This window comes from Dactylosporangium sp. NBC_01737 (assembly GCF_035963215.1).
GTDB lineage: Bacteria > Actinomycetota > Actinomycetes > Mycobacteriales > Micromonosporaceae > Dactylosporangium.
On sequence record NZ_CP109153.1, the window covers coordinates 13,726,288 to 13,747,438 of the forward strand.

The following is a 21,151-nucleotide window of genomic DNA, read 5'->3' on the forward strand; positions in this document are numbered from 1 at the left end:
GTGCTCAGATTCCGAGCAGGACCTCAGCCTCGTCGCACGGCTTGTCCATCTCGTTGAGCTTGTTCTGCAGGGTGGTCTTGTCGCCCTTGGCGGACGCGTCGAGGGCCTCGAGCAGCAGCTTCAGGCAGGTGCCGATGACGTCACGCTGGCGCTTCGACTCGGTGCTGTCGGCCGTGACGCCACGCAGGTCCTGCTGGGCCTTGGTGAGCTCGTCGGCCTTGGCCTTGAGGTCGGTCTTGGTCTTGTCGAGCTCGCCCTGCGTCGAGGTCAGGCTGTCCTGGCGCTGCGACGCGAGCTTCTCGGACTTGTCGAGCTTGCCGCTCTTGTCGACGTAGAGCCCGACGAAGACGCCGGCCGCGATGATCGCGAGGGCCAGGAGGCTGGCGAGGATCGGCACCGCGATGCTCTTCTTCGGCGGCGCGCCGGGGGTCTGGTAGCCGCCCTGGGCGTATCCGGGCGGGCCGGAGACCGGGCCGTAGGCGACCGGCGGGCCGGACATCGGCGGGCCGGACATCGGCGGCGCCGACATCGGCGGGTTCATCATCATGGGCGAGGTCGGCGGCGCGGACACCGACGGCTCCAGGTTGTAGGACGCCGGCGGCTGCTCGCCGTACTGCGGCAGCTGCGTGGTGCCCTGGTCATAGGGGTTGGGCTGCGGCTGGCCGTAGCTCTGGTCGTGGACCGGCGCGGGCTGCTGCGGCACCGGGGCGCCATACGGGTTCGGCTGCGCGGGCTGCTGCGGGTAGGCCCCCTGCGGCGCGTTCGGGTCGGGGTACGCGTAGCCCTCGTTGGGGTTGCCCTGGGGGTTATTGGGGTACGTCATCTCTTTCTTCCTCCTGATGATCCCTCCGGGCAGCGCCCCGGGCGGGGGTCGAACGGCCGCCGCGACCGGGACGCGGCGACGTGGTGCAGGTCGAGGGTGATCAGCAGATGCTGATCGTTTCGCAGACCACGGAGATCGGGATGGCCAGTCCGATGCCTTCGGCTTCCCGCGCCTTGAGCGTCGCGACGCCGACCACCTCCTTCTTGGCGTTGAACACGGGCCCGCCGGAGTTGCCGGGGTTGATCGCCGCGTCGAACTGCATCAGGTTCTCGCCGCTGAGCGAGCGGAACGCGCTGACGACGCCGGTGGTGACGGTGTCCTCCAGGCCGAGGGGCGCGCCGACGACAAGCACGGGCTCGCCGACCTTCGGCACCTGCGGCGCGGCGACGAGCCGGGTGAACTCCTCGTCGGTGTGCAGCAGTGCCAGGTCCTTGTCGGGGTGGGCCTCGATGATCTTCGCCGGGAAGCGCTGGCCGGTGCGCTCGATGCTGACGTCGCGCTCACCCCTCTCGTACGCCTCCTGCACGACGTGGTAGTTCGTGATCAGGTTCGTGCCGCCGCCCGCGGGTGCGGTCTTGCCGAGCGCGAAGGAGGTGCCGGTGGCGTACTTGGTGGTGACGCGGAACACGCTCGGGCGCACGCTCGCGGCGACCTCGGCGGCGTCGAGATTGCCGCCGGTCTTGGCCTCCAGCTTGTCGGTGCGGTCCTCGAGGGCCTTGAGCCGGGACTCGTCGGTCTGCTTCGCGGCGCTGGCGGCCTTCTCGGCCCTGCTCAGGCGGGAATCGAGCCTGACGATGAACGCGGCCTGCACACCGACGACAAGCAGCAGGACCACCACCAGGATCAGCGCGAGCGGGCCGCTGCGGCCGCGCCGGGCGGGGGCGCCGGGGTGGTGTCCGGGATGCGGGGGCACGCTGTGCGGCGGCGGGCCGGAGGGCGCGGAGACGGGCCAGGCGCTCGTCGGCTCCACCGGGAACGCGCCGGTGGACGGGCCGCCCGCGGGGGACACGCCGGCGGCCGGGAACGAACCGGTGGATGTCATGCGTGGAGGAAGTGGACCGAGTCGCTCCGAATCGTCGCCGGATCGGTCCGCGTGTCGCGGACGATCGTACGAATCGGGGGTTCCGGAAGCCACCGGGTTGGAGGGGTCATACCCGGCCGTCATGCTTCTCGTTTCCTTCCTGTCACAATTCCACCCGTTTGTCCTGCGGCGCGGTCGATGTGCGGCATCGCAGTCGGCCTCACCCTAAACCGCCCGCACAAGCCCCGCGACCTCCGTGGCAACCAACGGACACAACCAGAAGTACCGGTTCCTGCCGTGCTCGCGACCGTACCGGCACAGCCCGCTTTTGTCCGTCCCGAAATCGCGTGTCGCGGGCCACCCGGCACCGTCCCACGGGGCACCGGAAACCGACGCGCCGGACCCGGCTGCATCGGCGCGCCGGTGCCGCAACGTACCGTGGTCCGGGTGACCGACGAACCCCCCGCGCGGCGTCGGGACGAGGAGCCAGACAGTCCGGACAAACCGGACGACAAGACCGAGCCCGTCCTGCTGACCGCCCCCCAAGACGGGACGCCCGAGCCGATCACCGACCGGGCGGAGCTCGCACGCGCCGTCGAGCGCTTCGCCCAGGGCAGCGGTCCCGTCGCCGTGGACGCCGAGCGCGCCTCCGGCTACCGGTACACGCATCGGGCCTATCTCGTGCAACTGCGCCGTGCCGGTGCCGGCACCGTCCTGATCGACCCCCTCCCCTTCGGACAGCTGCCAGAGCTCGACGAGGTGATCTCGCCCACCGAATGGATCCTGCACGCCGCCAGTCAGGACCTGCCGTGCCTCACGGAGCTGGGGCTGCGCCCGACGCGGCTCTTCGACACCGAGCTCGCGGCGCGGCTGTGCGGCTTCGAGCGGGTCGGCCTGGCCGCCCTGACCGAGTCGCTGCTGGGCTACACCCTCGAGAAGCACCATTCGGCGGCGGACTGGTCGACGCGGCCGCTGCCGGCCTCCTGGCTCACCTACGCGGCGCTGGACGTCGAGCTGCTGCTGCAGCTGCGCGACCGGCTCGTCGAGGAGCTGCACGAGCAGGACAAGACGGAGTGGGCGGCGCAGGAGTTCGCCGCGCTGGTCGCCTCCGCCGGCGACCCGCCGCGGGTGCGCGCCGACCCGTGGCGCCGCACGTCGGGCATCCACCGGGTCCGGGGCGCGCGCGCCCTCGCCCGGGTCCGGGCGCTGTGGCACGCCCGGGACGAGGTCGCCGCGCGCCGGGACGCGAGCCCCGGCAGGGTCCTCGCCGACGCGGCCATCATCGCCGCCGCCGAGGCCGACCCGAAGGACGAGCGGACGCTTCTCGCGCTCGCCGGGTTCGGCGGCCGGTCGGTGCGCCGGCTCGCGCCGACGTGGCTGACCGCGCTGTCCGACGCCAGGGCGCTGCCGGACAAGGAGCTGCCGACCACCCCGCCGTCGGACGGGCCTCCCCCGCCGCACCGGTGGGCCGAGCGGGACCCCGTCGCGGCGGGCCGCCTGGCGCGGTGCCGGGAGCTGGTGACCGGCCTGGCCACGGCCAACCGGGTGCCTCCGGAGAACCTGATCACCCCGGATTCGGTACGGCGGCTGGCCTGGTCCCCGCCCGAGGAGCTGACGGAGGAGGCGGTGGGCGCGGTGCTGTCCGGCTACGGCGCACGCCCGTGGCAGGTCGCGCTGGTGACCCCGGGTCTCACCCAGGCCCTGGAGGTACCCGCGGAATAGCGACGGGCGGGGTGTGGGCGGATCCACAGGCGCAGCGGACCTACTGGCGAGTAACATGGCCGGTAATTCGTCGCTAGGAGGACACCCGTGCCCCGTCCCGTCCGCGACGTCGTCTTCGTCGACGGCGTGCGCACCCCGTTCGGCAAGGCCGGTGGGATGTATGCCAACACCCGCGCCGACGACCTCGTCATCCGCTGTATCCGCGAGCTGCTGCGCCGCAACCCGCAGCTGCCGCCGGAGCGGGTCGACGAGGTCGCGATCGCGGCAACCACGCAGATCGGCGACCAGGGCCTGACCATCGGCCGCACCGCCGCCCTGCTGTCGGGTCTGCCCAAGACCGTCCCGGGCTACTCGATCGACCGCATGTGCGCCGGCGCCCTGACCGCGGTGACCAGCGTCGCCGGCGGGATCGCCTTCGGCGCCTATGACGTCGCGATCGCCGGCGGCGTGGAGCACATGGGCCGCCACCCGATGGGTGAGGGCGTCGACCCCAACCCGCGGATCCTTGCCGAGAAGCTGGTCGACCCGTCGGCGCTCGTCATGGGCTCCACCGCGGAGAACCTGCACGACCGGCTGCCCGGCATCACCAAGGAGCGGGCCGACAAGTTCGGCTACGCGTCGCAGGTGAAGACCGCCGCCGCGTATCAGGCCGGCAAGCTGCAGCCCGACCTGGTCAGCGTCGCCACCCGCGACCCGGAGGCGGGCTGGGGCCTGGCCACGGTCGACGAGGCGCCCCGCGAGACCAACCTGGAGAAGCTCGCCACCCTCAAGACCCCGTTCCGCCCGCACGGCAAGGTCACCGCCGGCAACGCCGCGGGCCTCAACGACGGCGCCACCGCCGCGATCCTCGCCGCCGAGGACGTCGCGCTGGAGCTGGGCCTGCCCGTCGGCATGCGCCTGGTGTCCTTCGGCTTCGTCGGCGTCGAGCCCGAGGTCATGGGGTACGGCCCGGTGCCGGCCACCGAGAAGGCGCTGCGCCAGGCCGGGCTGTCCATTGAGGACATCGGCCTGTTCGAGCTCAACGAGGCGTTCGCCGTGCAGGTCCTCGCCTTCCTCGACCACTTCGGCATCGCCGACGACGACCCCCGGGTCAACCAGTGGGGCGGCGCGATCGCCGTCGGGCACCCCCTGGCGTCCTCCGGCGTGCGGCTCATGACGCAGCTGTCGCGGCAGTTCGCCGAGCACCCCGAGGTCCGCTACGGCCTCACCGCCATGTGCGTCGGCATCGGCATGGGCGCATCCGTGATCTGGGAGAACCCGAACTGGAAGGGCGACAAGTGAGCGCGGCCATCTCGAACCCCAACGAGGTCGTGACCAAGGCGCTGCTGCGCTTCGTCACCCTGCCTTCGCGTGAGCGCGCCGCGCTCATCACCCTGGACAACGGCTTCGACCACACCAAGCCCAACTCGTTCGGCCCCGGCGGCCTGGCGAGCCTGGAGGCGGCGATCGACGAGGCCGTCGCGGCCGCGCCGAAGTTCATCGCCCTGACCGGCAAGCCCTACATCTTCTGCGTCGGCGCCGACATCACCGGCATGCCGCTGCTCACCGAGCGTGAGCAGGCCGTGGAGCTCGGCCGGTACGGGCACCGGGTGTTCAGGAAGTTCAAGGATTCGCCGGTACCGACGTTCGCGTTCATCAACGGTGCCGCGATGGGCGGCGGCCTGGAAGTGGCGCTGCACTGCCACTACCGCACGGTCTCCTCGGGTGCCGCGGCGCTCGCGCTGCCCGAGGTCGCGATCGGTCTCGTGCCCGGCTGGGGCGGCACCCAGCTGCTGCCGAACCTCATCGGCATCGCCCCCGCCGCGCAGGTGATCCTGCAGAACCCGCTGACCCAGAAGACGCTCAAGCCGGCGCAGGCCCGCGAGCTCGGCATCGCCGACGAGATCTTCGAGCCGGCCGACTACCTGGAGCGGTCCCTGGCGTGGGCGGAGGGCGTCGTGGACGGCACCGTCACCGTCATCCGCCCCGAGATCGACCGGGACATGTGGGACGGCGTGCTGTTCTTCGCCAAGCACCAGCTCGACGAGCGCCTGCACGGCGCGGTCAACTCCGCCAACAAAGCCTTGGAACTGATGGCCCTGGCGAAATCGTCGACCTTCGAGAACGGCACCGCCGCCGAGGACGAGGCGCTCGCCGACCTCATCATGGGGGACCAGGCCCGGGCCAGCCTGTATGCGTTCGACCTCGTCCAGCGCCGCGCGAAGCGGCCCGCCGGCGCGCCCGACAAGGGCCTCGCCCGCGACGTCAACAAGGTCGGCATCGTCGGCGCCGGCCTGATGGCCTCCCAGCTGGCGCTGCTGTTCGTGCGGCGGCTCGAGGTCCCGGTCGTGCTCACCGACCTCGACCAGGCCCGCGTCGACAAGGGCGTCGGCTACGTCCACGCCGAGATCGACAAGCTCGTGTCGAAGAAGCGCCTCGACCCGGGCAAGGCGGCGAAGCTCCGCGGACTGGTCAGCGGCTCGGCCGACAAGGCCGCGTTCGCCGACGCCGACCTGGTCCTAGAGGCCGTGTTCGAGGACCTCGGCGTCAAGAAGCAGGTCTGGGCCGAGGTCGAGAAGATCGTCCGCGACGACTGCGTCCTGGCGACCAACACGTCCTCGCTGTCGGTCAGCGAGCAGGCCGCCGGGCTCGCCCACCCGGAGCGGGTCGTCGGGCTGCACTTCTTCAACCCGGTCGCGTTGATGCCGCTGCTGGAGATCGTCCGCGCCGACCAGACCGACGACGTGACCCTCGCGACCGCGTTCGCCGTCGGCAAGGCCCTGAAGAAGTCCTCGGTGCTCGTCAAGGACGCCCCGGCGTTCGTGGTCAACCGGCTGCTGACCCGCTTCCTCGGCGTGGTCACCGCCGCCGTCGACAACGGCACCCCGATCCCCGTCGCTGACTCGGCCCTGGACTCGCTGGGCCTACCGATGCGGCCGATGGCGCTGCTCACCATGGTCGGCCCGGCGGTCGCGCACCACGTGGCGGAGACGCTGCACGCGGCGTTCCCGGACCGGTTCGGCGTATCGGCCAACCTGGGGCGGGTCGTGGAGGCCGGCAAGCGCGGCTTCACCGACGCCGAGGGCAGCCCCGACCCCGAGGTCCTCGCGCTGCTGCAGGTCGGCGACTCCCCGTCGACCGCCGACGAGCTGCGCGACGAGGCGACCGCCGCCCTGGCCCGCGAGATCCGGCTCATGCTGGACGAGGGCGTCGTCGCCGACGCACGCGACATCGACCTGTGCATGATCCTCGGCGCGGGCTGGCCGATGCACCTGGGCGGCGTCACGCCGTACCTGGACCGCGAGGGCATCTCGGAGAAGGTGACCGGCGCACGGTTCCTCGCACCCGGCGTGGCCAACGCCCCGTAAGTTCACCCTTTCGAGGGCACATTTGGTAAATATCTGCCGCGGACCCCGTCGACGCCTAGCGTTGGCGGGGTTCGCTCGCAGTCCCCCCGGCTGCACGGATCACTTCGTCCCCGGGGGTGCACCATGCGCAAAATCATGACCGTCGCCGCGGTTTTCCTGGCCTCGTTCGCACCGGCCGTCGACGCGCACGCGGCCCAGACCGCGACGGTCGTCTCCCCCAAGCGCCCCCTGAACGTCCGGGCCGGCAGCGCCGTGTGGACCGCCCCGCTGCGGACCCTGCCGCACGGCGCCTCCGTCGCCATCGACTGCCAGGTCAAGGGCCAGCTGATCAACCAGGGCTCGATCCGCGTCACGGATCAGTGGGACCGGCTCACCGACGGCTCCTACGTCTCCGACGCGTGGATCCGCCGCCCCGCCACCCCGGTCCCCGCCTGCGGCCCGGCCGCACCCGTCGCGCCCGCCGCCGTCGCCGCCGCGGCCGCCGTGACGACGACCACGGGCACCGTCGCGTCGGGCGCCACCCCGCTGAAGGCCCGCACCGGGCCCGCGCACACCGCGCCCCTCATCGCCGCCCTGCCCAACGGCACCCCGCTGACCCTGGTCTGCCAGCAGCGCGGCGAGAACATCGCCGGCTCCCAGCGCGTGACCCCGATGTGGGACCGCCTGCCCGAGGGCACCTACGTGTCCGACGCGTACGTGCGCCGCACCGCGACCCCACCGCCGTGCGCCGCCGCGACCCAGCCCCTCGCCGCCGCCCCTGCCGCCGCCGCCGTCCCTGCCGCCGGCGGCGCCTGGACCAGCCCGCTGCCCGGTTTCAGGGCGCGCCCCGGCTTCCGCACCGCGGGCAACCCCAACCACATCGGCGTCGACATCATGTCCTTCACGGGCACCCCCATCCACGCCGCGTCGGCCGGCACGGTCCTCGAGGTCGTGTGCAACATCGAGGCCGGCCACACCTGCGACCAGACCGGCAGTGCGTCGATCGGCGGCTGCGGCTGGTACGTGAAACTCCAGCACGAGGGCGGCATCTCCACCCTCTACTGCCACATGGTCCGCAAGGCCGTCGTCCGGCCCGGCCAGAAGGTCAAGGCGGGCCAGATCCTCGGCTACGTCGGCAGCTCCGGCAACTCCTCCGCCCCGCACCTGCACTACGAGGTCCACATCAACGCCCCACCGACCGGCCCCCAGAACGCCATCGACCCGATCCCGTTCATGCGCAACCACGGCGCCCCGATCGGCTGAGGCTGTTTCTTCCGCGGCGGCCTTCGGCCGGAAGAGCAGTGGGGGATTCTCACCCCACACCCCCAATGCTCGCGCTCCGCGCTCGCACGCCCAGCGCTTCGCGCGGCCGCAACACACGCATGCGCGCTGCATCCGAAAGACCGGGGGTCCCGGTTGCGGGACCGGCCAGGTCTTTCGTCCGATTCGCCTGCCCTGCGCGCGAGACGCGAAGGCAGGCCCGTCCAGAGAACGCCGCGTCGGACCGCCACCATGACGTGAACCTCCCGGCGGGGTCCGTCTCCCCGAGGTGCGAAGCCACGGGGGCGTCACACTCCCGCCCGGACGGGGTGGACGGCCTGCCTCCGCGTCTCGCGCGCAGGGCAGGCGAGCTGGACGACAGACCTGGTGCGCCTCGAACCTCGACCCCCGGTCCTTTGATCGCCACGCGCACGCGTGTGAGTCGGCCGCGCGAAGCGCAGGGCGTGCGAGCGCGGAGCGCGAGCATTGGGGGTGTGGGGTGAGAATCCCCCACTGCACTTCCGGCCGAAGGCCGCCGCGGAAGAAACAGGCACGAGTGCGAGCGAAGCGAAGCATGGGGGGTGCGGGGTGGGAACCCCCCGCCGGGGTCGCGGCGCCAGCCGTGACCCCAGCCAGCACAGTCGCGCTAAGCGCGGTGGCGGCCGTCCCGGCCGCCACCGCGCTTGGCGGCGTACATGGCCTGATCGGCGGCGCGCAGGACCTCGTCCGGGTCCTCGCCCGGGTCGGCGAGGTGCAGGCCGACGCTGGCGCCGATGCGGACCTCATGGCCGGCGAGGTCGAACGGCTCGGCGATCGCGGCGCGCAGCCGGACCGTCAGGGCGTCGACGTCCTCGCCGCCCACCACGCCGGGCAGCAGCAGGACGAACTCGTCGCCGCCGACGCGGGCGAGGACGTCGGTCGGGCGCAGGCAGGACGAGAGGCGGTCGCCGACCTGGCGCAGCAGCTCGTCGCCGGCCTCGTGGCCGAGCTCGTCGTTGACGGGCTTGAAGCCGTCCAGGTCGACGAAGAGGACCCCGACCGGGGTGTGCTGCAGCGACGCGGTGAGCCGCTCCTGCAGGCGGCGGCGGTTGGGCAGGCCGGTGAGCGGGTCGTGGTGCGCGTCGTGGGCGAGGCGGTCCTGCATCTCGCGGCTGTCGGTGATGTCACGGGCGTTGATGACGATGCCGTTGAGGGCGGCGTTGTGCAGCTGGTTGGAGGCGGTGAAGTCGAACCAGCGGTGGTTGCCGTCGGCCTGCACGACGCGGACCTGCATGCGCTCCAGGCCGCCCTTCTCCGACAGCAGCGCGGCGAAGCGGTCCCGGACGTGCGGGCGGTCGTCGGGATGCAGCAGGTCGAAGACGGACGAGCCGACGGCGACGAAGCCGAGGATGCGCTTGCCGCTGGGGCTGGAGTACACGACGGCGCCGTCGCCGTCCAGCACGGTGACCACATCCGGGGCGTGCTCGACGAGCGCGGCGAAGCGCTCCTCGGCGCGGCGGCGGACCAGCTGCGAGCGGTACCCGAGGACGGCGAGCCCGGCCACGCCGACCAGGAGCATGGTCAGCAGCGCCAGGTTGATGGTGAGGCTGCGGTTGCGGACCGGGCCGTCGAAGGTGGCGGTGGACTGGGTCCGCACGTACGCCCAGCCGCCCGGCAGGCCACCGTGCACCGCGGCGATCATGGACCGGCCGCCGTCGCGGTAGGTGACGAACACCGACTCGGTGGAGCTGATCTTCTTGATGATCTCGGAGTCGACGAGGGTGCCGATCGCGGCGGGGTCGCTGGACGCGCCGACGGTGCCGCTGGCGTCGACGACCAGGGACAGGTGCGACGGGTCGCTGAGTTTCTCCAGGTACACCTGGAGCTGCCCCTTGAGCACGGGGATGAAGCCGTAGATCAGCGCGACCGGGTCGCTGCCGACGACGATCGGCACGGCGACCGCCTGGACCAGGGTGTCCTTGATCGTCATGAGCGAGGAGAAGCCGGGTCTGCCCAGCGCCAGCCCGGAGATCAGCGGTTTCCAGCCGATCGCCTTCTGGTCGGGGAACATGTTCGCGGCCTTCGTGGCGTTGACCGGGTTGCCGGTCAGGTCGGTGAGGACCACGCCGTAGGTGAAGAACGTCGACTTGTTCGCGTACTCGATGAGGGCGGCCCGGTCGCCCGCGTCGCCGGGCGTCAGCGACAGCGGCCGGCTGGTGACGAAGTCGTTGAGCTCCTTCGCCGACACCAGCAGCAGCTGCTCGACCAGGCCGCCGTTGTTGGTGGCCAGGGCGAGGGTGTCGGCACGGTGCACGGTCTCCGCGGCCCGCAGGGCGGAGCGGTTGACCGAGATGCCGACCGCTCCGATGGCGAGCAGCAGGGCGGCGCTGATGCTCACGACGAGCCAACTCCGCAGCCGCATCCGGTTTCCTCCGACGTGTCCTGTGGAGGTCTCATCGGCTGCGAAAGGGTCAGAACTGAGAAACTGTGCCCGCGATCACAAGGGTTTCACCGGCGCCGTGCCGGTCAGGACGGGGGTGACCGCGGCGGCCGGGAGACTGACGGTGACCTCGAGGCCGCCGCCGTCCAGGGCGACGGCGCTGGCCCCGCCGCCGTGCGCCTCGCAGACCGCGCGGACGATCGACAGGCCCAGCCCGGAGCCGCGGGCGCCGGTGCGTTCCCGCCCGCCGCGACGGAACGGTTCGAACAGCACCGGCACGTCGGCGGGGTCGACCTCGAAGCCGGTGTTGCCTACGACCAGCCAGGCGAGGGTCTCGTCGGTGCCGGTGCGCACCCAGATCCGCCCGCCGAGATGGTTGTACCGCACGGCGTTCTCGACCAGGTTGCCGGCGAGCCGTTCGAGCAGGCCGGGGTCGCCGACGACCCGCGCGGGGGCGAGGTCGGTCGTCACGTCCAGGGTGAGCCGCTTGATCTCCTTGCCCATCGCGGACATGGCGACGGTGACGCCGGTGGCCAGGTCGGTGGGGACCTTGCGGCCGAGCCTGCGTCCGGCCTGCGCCTCGGTACGGGCCAGCAGCAGCAGCGACTCGACCAGCGCGTTGGCCCGCATGGAGGCGTCACGCACGACGTTGGACATGCGGCGGAACTCCTCGACGTCGGCGTCGGGGTCGTCGAGGGTCACGTCGACCTCGGTGCGCATCACGGCGAGGGGGGTCCGCAGCTCGTGGGAGGCGTTGGCGACGAACCGTTTCTGGGTCTCGAACGCCTCACCTATTCGGTCGAGCATCGCGTCGAATGTCTTCGCCAGCTCCGACACCTCGTCGTCGGCGCCGTCGTAGTTGATCCGGGCGTCGAGGGTCTCCCCGGTGAGCCGCTGCGCGGTGGTCGTCACCTTCTGCAGGGGTCGCAGCGCCCGGCCGGCCACGACGTACGCGCCGGCCACCCCGACCGCGCCGATGAGCAGCAGCGCCAGGCTGCCCCGGGTGACCAGCTCCCATTCGGCGGCGTCGGCGAGCTCGGTCTGCCACTGCCGGGCGTCGACCTCGCTGCCGTCCTGCAGCACGATGCGGGTGCCGGGCTGCAGCTCGTCGGCGGGCCTGATCGCGCCGTCGACGAGGATGTAGGCGAGCACGACCAGCACCAGCCCCGCCCCGACGAGCAGGATGCCGTTGAGCAGCGTGAGCCGCAGCCGCAGGGTGGGACGGAAGAGGGCGGCGCGGCGGGCGTCGTAGATCGTCATTGCGGCGGCCTGGTCCGGTATCCGGCGCCGACGACGGTCTCGATCAGCGCCGGGTCGCCCAGCTTCTTGCGCAGCGTCATCATCGTGACCCGCACGGTCGTGGTGAACGGGTCGGCGTTGGCGTCCCAGACCCGCTCCAGCAGCTCCTCGCTGGACACGACCGCGCCGCGGGCCTTGAGCAGCTCCTCGAGCAGGCCGAACTCCTTGCGGGTCAGGTCCAGCGGCTGCCCGCCGCGGGTCGCGACCCGTTTGGCCTGGTCGAGCACGAGGTCGCCGATGGTCAGCACCGGCGGCGCGGCGGGGGTGGCCCGGCGGCCCAGCGCCTGCACCCGCGCCACGAGCTCGTCGAACGCGAACGGCTTGGGCAGGTAGTCGTCGGCGCCGATCTGCAGCCCCTCGACCCGGTCGGCGACGCTGCCGCTGGCGGTCAGCATCAGGACCCGGGTCAGCGCGCCGGACGCGACGAGGTCGGCGCAGATGTCGTCGCCGTGGACGCCCGGGAGGTCCCGGTCCAGCACCACCACGTCGTACCGGGTGACCATCGCCATCTCGTGGCCCTGGGTCCCGTCGTAGGAGACGTCGACCGCCATGCCCTGACGGCGCAGGCCCCGCACGATCGCGTCGGCGAGGTTCTGTTCGTCCTCGACCACCAACACGCGCACGCCACATCACCCCCACCCGGTCGGGCCAGTGTCAGGCACCGGCTGTGAAGTCCGCGTGAGCCAACGTATACCGCACCGTTGGCGACCATGGTCCATGCCAGGCACTCTGATGAGGTGGACGAGCGGCTGATCGATCTCGGTGTGGTCACCGATCATGCGGATCAGCTGGACATCGGGCCGCCACCCATGGTGGCCGGGCGGCGGCAGTGGCCGTTCGTGATGGTCCTCGCGCTGCTCGCGGCGTTCACCGGCGGTTCCGGCGCGGGCAGCTCCGTCGAGGTGCTCGGCGTCCTCGCGGAGCACACCGTCGGGTTCGTCGCCGACCGGGGCGCCCTGTACGCGTTGCGGGAGGAGCCGGCGGTCACCGCGTACGACTGGGGCACGGGCGAGGAGCGCTGGAGCCGCTCGATCCCGTCGAACGCCGGTCAGGTCTATCTCGCCGCGGACCGCGCGTACATCAGGCACCGCCCGTGCACCGACGCGACCGGCTGGAGCCTGGAGCGGCTCGACCCGGCCGACGGCCACCAGCAGTGGCTCGCCGCCGGGGCGCCGGTCGCGGTGCTGCGCATCGACCAGCGGCCAGGGCTGCTGCTGGTCGACGAGCGCGCCGCGACGTGCCCGCCGGCGGTGCCGCTGCGCAACACCCCGCAGACGCCGGTGCACCTGGCGGCGATCGACGCGGAGAGCGGCGTCGTGCGCTGGCAGTTCCAGATGCCGGTCGGCGGCCGGCTGGTCTCCCCCGACGTGCCCGGCAACGACTGGTTCGCCATCTGGTACACCGACGGCCACACCGAGGTGCGCGCCGCCGCGACCGGCGCGGTGATCAGCGCCGCGCAGGTGCCCGAGCTCGCCGACGGCCCGCCGACGAGCGTCCGCATCGTCGGCGACCTGCTCGTGATCGTCTCGGTCCGCCTCGACGGCGCGCTGATCACCAGCTACGCGCACGCGCCGCTGAGCTACAAGTGGCAGCAGCTCTTCCAGTCCGTCGAGCCGGTGCCGATCGCCGAGCTCGCCTACGGTCCCGTGGTCGTCGCGTGCGGCCCGATGATCTGCGTGCCGAACTGGCGCGACATCGCCGTGCTCGACCCGCGGACCGGCGAGCAGCGCTGGCGCCGCACGATCCAGCTGGACGCGGTCGGCAGCGGCGTGCTCGTGGCCCGCGACCGCGAGGACTTCATGCGGATCCGGATCGTCGACTGGCAGACGGGCGTGGACCGCAGCGAGCTCGCCGGATGGGGGCTGGTCCCGATGGCCACCGACGGCAACGACGACGCGGCCGGTACCGCCGCCGCGGCCGGCACCACCTACGCCCTGGTCCAGAAGCCCGACGGCGACGGCTCCCGGATCGCCCGGATCAACCTGCACACCGGCGAGGTCGAGATCCTCGGCCAGGTGCGCCCGATCCCGTCGCGGTGCGCGATGCGCGGGCACCGGCTGTCCTGCCTCGCCGGCGGCGACGCCGTCCACCTGTGGAAACTGTGACGGTGTGACGGTCAGTCGGCGTGCAGGACCAGCGTGGTGCCGGTCTGCTCGGCCGCCTGCAGGGCGCGCAGCCGCAGCAGCGCCGGGTGGTCCTCGAGCAGCTTCGCCGTGTTCGCCAGGGAGCGCAGCGCGGCGGCCTCGGCGCGGGCGCGTTCGAGATCGGCGCGGCCGCGCTCCTTGGCCAGCGCGGTGTCGGCGTACGCGCGGCGCAGGTCACCGGGCAGCATGACGTCGCGCACCGTCAGCTCCAGCACGTCGGCGCCGACCTCGCGGGCGGCGGGGGCGAGCGCGGCCGTCAGCCGGGACGGCAGCTGCGTGCGGGCGCCGAGCAGCGTCTCCAGGTCGGACTCGGCCACGGCGGCGCGCAGTTCGACCTGGGTCCGCAGGTACAGCTCCTGCACCGGGTCCTGGGTGGCGGTGACGAACAGGACGGGGTCGGTGACGGCGAGGCGCAGCGTCGCGGAGACCTTGACCACGAGCCGGTCGGCGGTGAGCATCTCCTGGCCGTTGACGGGCACGAGCCGGGGGCGCAGGTCGACGCGTTCGAGCCGGGTGCCGCGGCGCCGGTAGCGGTGCCGCCCCGGCTCGAGCACGCCGGCGAGACGGCCGTCGACGAAGTGGACGACCCGCTCGTATTCCATGACGGTGACCTTGGCCATGACCTGACTCCGGATCGGGGTTGGTGCGCGGCGGCCGCGGGCGGGGATCCCGGCGGTCGTGCCGGGACCCGCAGGGCCCGCGGTCGCCGGGCACGGTTGACGGTGATGCTGGTGGAGTTGTCAGCCCCTGGGTGACTGGACGCACGGCGCGGAACACCCACCGGCGATGCCGGGGCGCCGCATCCTGCCGTGCTTTCCGGGGACGAGGCTACGGCTCCGGCGGGCGGTCACGCAGCCGGATATTCACCGGCTCAGGGCAGCCGCAGCAGGACGACCTCGTCGGTGTCGGTGCCGCAGGCGACGAGACCGCCGTCGATCTCGCACGCAAGGAGCGTGCCGGGCACCGACGCGGACGGTGTGGGTGCGGGCCCGCCGTCGGACCAGGCGAGGAGGGTGTCGCCGTCGGTGCGCAGGCCGAGCAGCACGCGGGCGCCGGCGACGGCGAGGAACCGCCAGCCGGCCGGGATGGTGAGCCCGGTGTCCGCCGGCAGGATCAGCGCGCCGCCGGGCGCGACCGCGAGGGGGGTCTTCGGCACGATCCACAGCAGGTCACCGCCGGCGGGGTCGACGGCGGCGGTGCGTTCGCCGCTGACGCACAGCGCCCCGTCGCACGGCAGGACCGACAGCGGCCCGTTCGGGCCGGTCGGCACCTGCGACTTCCAGCGCGGGACGAGGTCGCGGCCGTACGCGGTCAGCCAGGTGCTGCCGGTCGGCACGTCCCACCGGGCCACGAGCAGCAGCTCGCCGACGGCGGCGACGAGGTCGTCGGCCGGCCCGGCGATGCCGGCGACGGGTGTGGTGCGCGCGCCGGTGGTGAGGTCGACGGTGCTGAGCCTGCCGTCGCCGTCCAGCAGCGCCGCCCAGGTGGCGCCGGTCGCGGCGGCGTCGACGGCGACGCGGGTGCCGGCCTCGACCGGGGTGTCCCAGACGATGCGGCCGGCCTCGTCGATGAGCTGCCAGCGCAGCACGCCGGCGGTCGGGGTGTTGTCGGCGAGGGCGCGGCAGCCGTCGGACCAGAGGCTGCGCATGACGACGGTGCCGGTGCCGCCGGGCGGGGTGCGCACGGGTACGCCGACGGACCGCCACTGCTCCCGGCCGGTCGCCCTGGTCACCGCGACGGTGGTGCCGGTGACCCCGGAGCGGCACAGGTCCGGGGAGAGCACGGCCAGGTCGCCGCGGACGACGACGGAGGAGAAGGTGGCCAGTCCCTCGGGGGTGAACGTCCAGCGCAGCGAGCCGTCGTCGGCGTCGAACACCTCGACGGGGGTCGGCGTGCGGTCGCTGTCGAGCACGAACAGCGCCCCGCCGGCGACGTGGAACTCGCCGTTGCGCAGCGGCTGGCGGGTCACCTCGTGCGGGCGGCCGGGCGGCGGCGCCGCGGACACCAGCGACAGCAGCAGCGCCAGGACGGCCGCCAGGCCCCAGCCCCGGGGCAGCCCGACGGCGTCGTCGTCGACGTGGTCCCAGCTGTCGTCGATGACGCCCAGATCGATGGTGACCGTGCTCATCGGCACGGCTCCATTGTGCGCGGGTTCAGGCCCTGTTGGGCAGCCGCCACACGGACAGGCCGCCGACCACGACGCACACGAGCACGTCGTCGTCGATCGAGCACTCAGGGTTGCCGTACCACTCGCCGGCGCGGGTGAAGACGGTGACCAGCCCGGTCGCCGGGTCGAGCTGGCCGAGCAGGGCGGTGCGGTTGTCCACGGGGCGCCACAGCACCGGCCGGTCACCGCCGGTCAGCAGCTGCCAGCCGGCGAGCTCCTTGACGACGGTGCCGGTGCGGCTGTCGATGATCCCGACGCGGCCGGGCCGGGCATCGGTCGGGTCGCGGTAGGAGCCGGCCAAGAGGCGGTCGCCGGCGAAGCCGACGGTCACGCTGTGCCCGTCGAGGTGCCACCGGCGCGCGCCGGTGGTGCTGTCGAAGGCGTCCAGGCCCTCGTCGCCGCCGGCGCACAGGAGCCGGTCCGTGCACTGGTACAGCCCCCGGTTGGGCTCTTCGGCCCAGCGGAACAGCTGCCGGCCGGTGGTTACGTCGTACACGGTCGCGCCGCGCTGCCCGTCTGGGTAGACGATGACCCGGTCGGTGGGGCGTCCGGAGCCGTCGAGCCAGCCGGCGCTGAACCATGCCGCAGCACCGGACCGGTCGAGCTGGTGGGTCTCGGTCACTGCGCCGGTCCGGGCGTCCAACCGGGTCAGCTGCCCGGTGCGGCTGAGCACGTCGAAGCGGTTGAGCCGGGCCTGGTACGGGTTCTCCCAGCTGAAGTTGACGTCGGAGCCCGCCGGGACCGTGACGTCCCAGAGCGTGGACCCGGTCCGCGCCGCCAGTCCGCGGATGCGCCGCAGCGGTTGCGGGCCGGCGCGGTTGACGCCCGATTCGAAGTCATCTTTGTCGATGACGATGCCGGCCGGATAGTCCTGCGGGTCCTCGACGATCACGACCCCGGGGTTGCTGCCGTTGAACCGGACCCCCGCACGGGACCACAGCTCCTTGCCGGTCGCCGCGTCGAGGACCGTGAAGGCGCTGGAGTCGCCGCGGCTCGTCTGGTCCTCGCTCATCAGGATGACCACGTCGGACCCGGCGACCAGCAGCTGCAGCGGGAGCGCGGCCTCGCGCTCCCAGAGCAGCCTGCCGTCCGACAACCGGCGGCCCTCGATCATCGAGCCGGGACCCGTCGGCTGATACCGGGCGACGAAGAGCCGCCCGCCGGCCGCCTGCGACCGCAGCACCTGATGGTCGATCGTGTACAGCAGGCCGGCGCCGGAGCTCGGCCCGCCGGCGACGAGCAGCCCGAGGGTCACGGCCAGCACGGCGGCCACGGCCACCCACCGGGCCCGCAGGCGGCGCTGGGGCGCGGGCGGCTCCGGCGGTTCCCACGGGACGCTGAGGTCGAGCTCGATCACGGTCTCCTGCACGGGACCCAGGGTGCCACGGCCGTCGCCCGGGCGGGTGTCCTGCGCCATCGGCGTCAGTGCCGCGCCGGCAGGCGCCACACGGTCGCCTCGCCGACCATGACGCACGCGAGGGTGTCGCCGCCGGCGCTGCACTCGGGCGGTCCGTACCACTTGCCGACCGTGCCGAACACCGTGATCCGCCCGGTCGCCGGGTTGAGCTCGCCGAGCATCGCGGTGCGCTGGTCGACCGGGCGCCACAGCAGGATCCGCCCGGCGGACGCCGACTCGATCAGCCGCCAGTCGGCGAGCTCCGTGATGACGGCGCCGGTCCGCGCGCCGATGACGCCCAGCCGCCTCGACACCGCGTCGGGCCGCTCGAAGGTGCTCACCACGAGCCGGTCGCCCGCGGCGGCGACGACCTGCGAGTACCCGTCGAGCCGCCACAGGGGCCTGCCGGTGCTGCTGTCGTAGCCGACGATCGTCTGATCGTTGCCGGCGCAGAACACGTCCGCGGCGCACTGGTGGAGCCCGTCGTAGATCGCGGCGTCGGTGCGGAACAGCTGCCGCCCGCCGGCCAGGGCGAACACGAGCCCGCCGCGCTCCCCGTCCGGGTAGACCACGGCCCGGCCCGGGGCCTGACCGGGGCTGACGAGCCAGGACTCGCCGGTGCTGAACGCGGCCGGGGTGCCGGACCAGTCCAGCTGGTGGGTCGCGACCACCGCGCCGGTGCGCACGTCCCTGCGGGTCACCAGCCCGGCCTGGTCAAGCTGGTCGATGCCGGTCACGCGACCGACGGGGTACCGGCCGTCCCAGGTGAAGTCCAGCGCCGTGCCGGGCGGCGCGGTGAGGTCCCAGACCGGCGCCGCGGTGCGCTCGTCCAGCACGAGGACGTGCCGGGGCCGCAGGTCCCCGGCGTCGTTGATGGTCGGGTCCGGCAGCTCCTCGCCTTCCACGAACTCGACGAACCTGCCCGGGTCAGGCATGTCCTCGACGACGACCACGCCGTTGCCGGTGCCGACGAGCGACGCCTGCGGCCGGGTCCACAGCTGCCGGCCGGTCGCCAGGTCGAGGGCGGTGAGGGTGCTGGTGTAGCCGCGGTCCGCGTTGGAGTGCCGGATCAGGATGAGCACGCGGGTGCCGACCGCCACGTACAGCTCCTGCAGCTCCGCGTGGACGTGCCAGAGCGCCTTGCCGTCCGACAGCCGCCGCCCCTCGAGGCCCTGGCCGGTGGAGGCCTGCTGGAACAGGCCGAGGATCAGCATGTCGCCGGCGACGACGACGTTGCGCACCTGGTCGTCGACCCGGTACAGCGGCCCGGTCGGCGGTTTCGCGCCCGCCGCGGCGAGCACGACGGACGCGACGGCGAGCACGGTGAGCGCCGCCACCCAGCGCCTCCGCAGCCGGAACCTCAGCGGCGACCGGGGAGGCTCCGGCGGCTCCCACGGGCTGCTGAGGTCGAGCTCGATCACTGTCTCAGGCACATATGCCAGAGTCCCACGCGGCCCGCCGGGTTGCGTGCCCTGCGACCGTCCCCGTGCCTGTCAGTGCCTGCCAGTGCCTGTCGGTGCCTGTCGGTGCCTGTCGGTGCCCGTCAGCGCCGGGCGCGGGCCGGGACGGTCGGCTGCTCGGTCTCGTCGAGGCGGCTGACCCACTCGGTGACCTGGCGGGACACGTCCTGCGCGGTCAGCCCGATCTCGGCCAGGATCTCCGCACGGGTGCCGTGCGGGTGCCACGCCTGCGGGACGCCGAGGTCGCGCAGCGGGACCCACACGTCGGCGTCGCGCAGCGACTTGGCGATCGCGTCGCCGACGCCGCCGGTGCGGATGCCGTCCTCGATCGTGACGACGAGGCGGTGCTCGCGGGCCAGGCCGACGAGCTCGACCGGGACCGGGCGGACCCAGCGCGGGTCGACCACGGTGACGCCGTAACCCTGCTCGGCGAGGCGGGCGGCCGCGTCGACGGCCAGGTGCGCGAACGCGCCGATGCTGACCAGCAGCACGTCCTTGCGCTCGTGCTCGCTGAGCACGTCGACCCCGCCGAACCCGTCGACGCCGCCGACGCGGCGCACGGCCGGCAGGTCCGCGGGGACGGCACCGGTCGGGAAGCGCACGATCGTCGGGCCGTCCTCGATGCTGACGGCCTCGCGCAGCTCCTCGCGGACGGTCTGCGCGTCGCGGGGCGCGGCCAGGCGCAGGCCGGGCACCACACCGAAGACCGCCATGTCCCAGATGCCGTAGTGCGACGGGCCGTCGGGGCCGGTGATGCCGGCCCGGTCGAGCACGAACGTCACCGGCAGCTTGTGCATCGCCACGTCCAGCAGGACCTGGTCGAACGCCCGGTTGAGGAACGTCGCGTAGACCGCGACGACCGGGTGCAGGCCACCGATCGCGAGGCCGGCCGCGGACGTCGCCGCGTGCTGCTCGGCGATGCCCACGTCATACGCGCGCTCCGGGTACTTCTTCATGAGCTTCGCGATGCCGGTCGGCTCCGCCATGGCGGCGGTGATGCCGACGATGTCGGCGCGCTCGTCGGCGATCGCGACGAGCTCGTCGGCGAAGACGCCGGTCCACTTCAGCTTCGCCGGGGCGAGCAGCTTGCCGGTCTCGACGTCGAAGGCGCTGCTCGGGCCGTGCAGGCAGTCGGCCTCGTCCTCCTCGGCGGGCCGGTAGCCGAAGCCCTTGCGGGTCACGGCGTGCACGATCACGGGGCCGCCGAACGACTTGGCCTTGCGCAGCGCCGACTCGACCGCGGTCTGGTCGTGGCCGTCGACCGGCCCGACGTACTTGATGCCGAGGTCCTCGAACATCGCCTGCGGCGCGACCGCGTCCTTGATGCCCTTCTTGACCGCGTGCAGCACCTCATACAGCGGGGGGCCGACCAGCGGCGTGCGGCCGAGGGAGTCCTTGACCAGGTCGAGGACCTTCTCGTAGCTCGGGTTGAGCCGCAGGTTGGACAGGTGGTCGGCGAGCCCGCCGATCGTCGGGGAGTAGGAGCGCCCGTTGTCGTTGACGACGATCACCAGCGGGTTCCTGGCGCCGGCGATGTTGTTGAGCGCCTCCCAGCACATACCGCCGGTGAGGGCGCCGTCACCGACGACCGCGACGACGTGGCGCGGCTCGCCGCGCAGCGCGAACGCCTTCGCCAGGCCGTCGGCATAGGACAGCGCGGTCGAGGCGTGCGAGTTCTCGATGACGTCGTGCTCGCTCTCGGCCTGGCTCGGGTAGCCGGTGAGGCCGCCGCGCTGGCGGAGCAGGTCGAAGCCGTCCTGGCGACCGCTCACGATCTTGTGGACGTAGGCCTGGTGGCCGGTGTCGAAGAGGATGCGGTCCTTCGGCGAGTCGAAGACCCTGTGCAGAGCGAGCGTCAACTCGACCACACCGAGGTTGGGGCCGAGGTGGCCGCCGGTGCGGGAGACCTTGGCCACGAGGAAGTCGCGGATCTCCGCCGCGAGCACCTCGAGCTGCTCCGTCGAGAGGTCGCGGAGGTCACCCGGGCTGCGGATGGAGCTCAGCAGGGTGGTGGCCTCGGTCTCTTCAGTGCTCATGGGGCCCAACTCTAACGGGACCCCGCATCCCCGCACGTCGGCCGGATGAATCTTGACAGCTTCCACACATGCTCGTTA

At 72.8% G+C, this 21,151-nt stretch carries 15 protein-coding genes; 5 read left to right on the forward strand and 10 right to left on the reverse strand.

What is annotated here, in order from left to right:
* Positions 1-4 precede the first annotated feature (4 nt).
* On the reverse strand, positions 5-823 hold the full coding sequence (locus OHA72_RS63485) for a hypothetical protein (protein ID WP_327005628.1): 819 nt from the start codon (positions 821-823) through the stop codon (positions 5-7).
* Positions 824-923: 100 nt separating this feature from the next.
* Entirely contained in the window at positions 924-1,865 is a 942-nt protein-coding gene (locus OHA72_RS63490; RefSeq protein WP_327005629.1) for a S1C family serine protease, read from the reverse strand.
* Between the two features lie 426 nt (positions 1,866-2,291).
* Between OHA72_RS63490 and OHA72_RS63495 the strand changes: the two genes are divergently transcribed.
* The 4 genes from OHA72_RS63495 (at position 2,292) to OHA72_RS63510 (ending at position 8,155) form a co-directional block, all read left to right on the forward strand.
* Complete coding sequence (locus OHA72_RS63495; RefSeq protein ID WP_327005630.1) at positions 2,292-3,566, forward strand: HRDC domain-containing protein; 1,275 nt, start codon at positions 2,292-2,294, stop codon at positions 3,564-3,566.
* 87 nt (positions 3,567-3,653) lie between these two features.
* Entirely contained in the window at positions 3,654-4,847 is a 1,194-nt protein-coding gene (locus OHA72_RS63500) for a thiolase family protein (RefSeq protein WP_327005631.1), read from the forward strand.
* Positions 4,844-6,913, forward strand: coding sequence for a 3-hydroxyacyl-CoA dehydrogenase NAD-binding domain-containing protein (locus tag OHA72_RS63505; RefSeq protein ID WP_327005632.1), 2,070 nt, complete (start codon positions 4,844-4,846; stop codon positions 6,911-6,913). Before OHA72_RS63500 ends, OHA72_RS63505 begins: the two co-directional genes overlap by 4 nt.
* A 123-nt stretch (positions 6,914-7,036) precedes the next feature.
* On the forward strand, positions 7,037-8,155 hold the full coding sequence (locus tag OHA72_RS63510; protein ID WP_327005633.1) for a peptidoglycan DD-metalloendopeptidase family protein: 1,119 nt from the start codon (positions 7,037-7,039) through the stop codon (positions 8,153-8,155).
* 643 nt (positions 8,156-8,798) lie between these two features.
* Here OHA72_RS63510 and OHA72_RS63515 read toward each other — a convergent pair.
* The 3 genes from OHA72_RS63515 to OHA72_RS63525 all read right to left on the reverse strand — a co-directional run bounded on the left by OHA72_RS63515 (position 8,799) and on the right by OHA72_RS63525 (position 12,493).
* Entirely contained in the window at positions 8,799-10,553 is a 1,755-nt protein-coding gene (locus tag OHA72_RS63515; RefSeq protein WP_327005634.1) for a diguanylate cyclase domain-containing protein, read from the reverse strand.
* A gap of 75 nt (positions 10,554-10,628) precedes the next feature.
* Positions 10,629-11,831 carry a sensor histidine kinase gene (locus tag OHA72_RS63520; RefSeq protein ID WP_327005635.1) on the reverse strand — a complete coding sequence of 401 codons (1,203 nt, stop codon included), beginning with the start codon at positions 11,829-11,831 and terminating at the stop codon, positions 10,629-10,631.
* Positions 11,828-12,493 carry a response regulator transcription factor gene (locus OHA72_RS63525; protein ID WP_327005636.1) on the reverse strand — a complete coding sequence of 222 codons (666 nt, stop codon included), beginning with the start codon at positions 12,491-12,493 and terminating at the stop codon, positions 11,828-11,830. The genes OHA72_RS63520 and OHA72_RS63525 overlap by 4 nt, the downstream gene beginning before the upstream one ends.
* A gap of 114 nt (positions 12,494-12,607) precedes the next feature.
* Here OHA72_RS63525 and OHA72_RS63530 point away from each other — a divergent pair, with 114 nt between their 5' ends.
* A complete protein-coding gene (locus tag OHA72_RS63530; RefSeq protein WP_327005637.1) occupies positions 12,608-13,975 on the forward strand; it encodes an outer membrane protein assembly factor BamB family protein in 1,368 nt (455 codons plus the stop codon).
* A gap of 11 nt (positions 13,976-13,986) precedes the next feature.
* Here OHA72_RS63530 and OHA72_RS63535 read toward each other — a convergent pair whose 3' ends face one another.
* From OHA72_RS63535 to dxs, 5 genes are all read right to left on the reverse strand, one after another.
* Positions 13,987-14,634 (reverse strand): SPFH domain-containing protein, encoded by a 648-nt coding sequence (locus OHA72_RS63535; RefSeq protein WP_327005638.1) that lies wholly within the window; start codon positions 14,632-14,634, stop codon positions 13,987-13,989.
* A 251-nt stretch (positions 14,635-14,885) separates the two neighbouring features.
* A complete protein-coding gene (locus tag OHA72_RS63540) occupies positions 14,886-16,142 on the reverse strand; it encodes a PQQ-binding-like beta-propeller repeat protein (RefSeq protein ID WP_327005639.1) in 1,257 nt (418 codons plus the stop codon).
* A gap of 25 nt (positions 16,143-16,167) precedes the next feature.
* On the reverse strand, positions 16,168-17,550 hold the full coding sequence (locus tag OHA72_RS63545) for an outer membrane protein assembly factor BamB family protein (protein WP_327005640.1): 1,383 nt from the start codon (positions 17,548-17,550) through the stop codon (positions 16,168-16,170).
* A 53-nt stretch (positions 17,551-17,603) separates the two neighbouring features.
* Entirely contained in the window at positions 17,604-19,010 is a 1,407-nt protein-coding gene (locus OHA72_RS63550) for a PQQ-binding-like beta-propeller repeat protein (protein ID WP_327005641.1), read from the reverse strand.
* 110 nt (positions 19,011-19,120) lie between these two features.
* On the reverse strand, positions 19,121-21,073 hold the full coding sequence (dxs, locus tag OHA72_RS63555; protein ID WP_327005642.1) for a 1-deoxy-D-xylulose-5-phosphate synthase: 1,953 nt from the start codon (positions 21,071-21,073) through the stop codon (positions 19,121-19,123).
* Positions 21,074-21,151 lie beyond the last annotated feature (78 nt).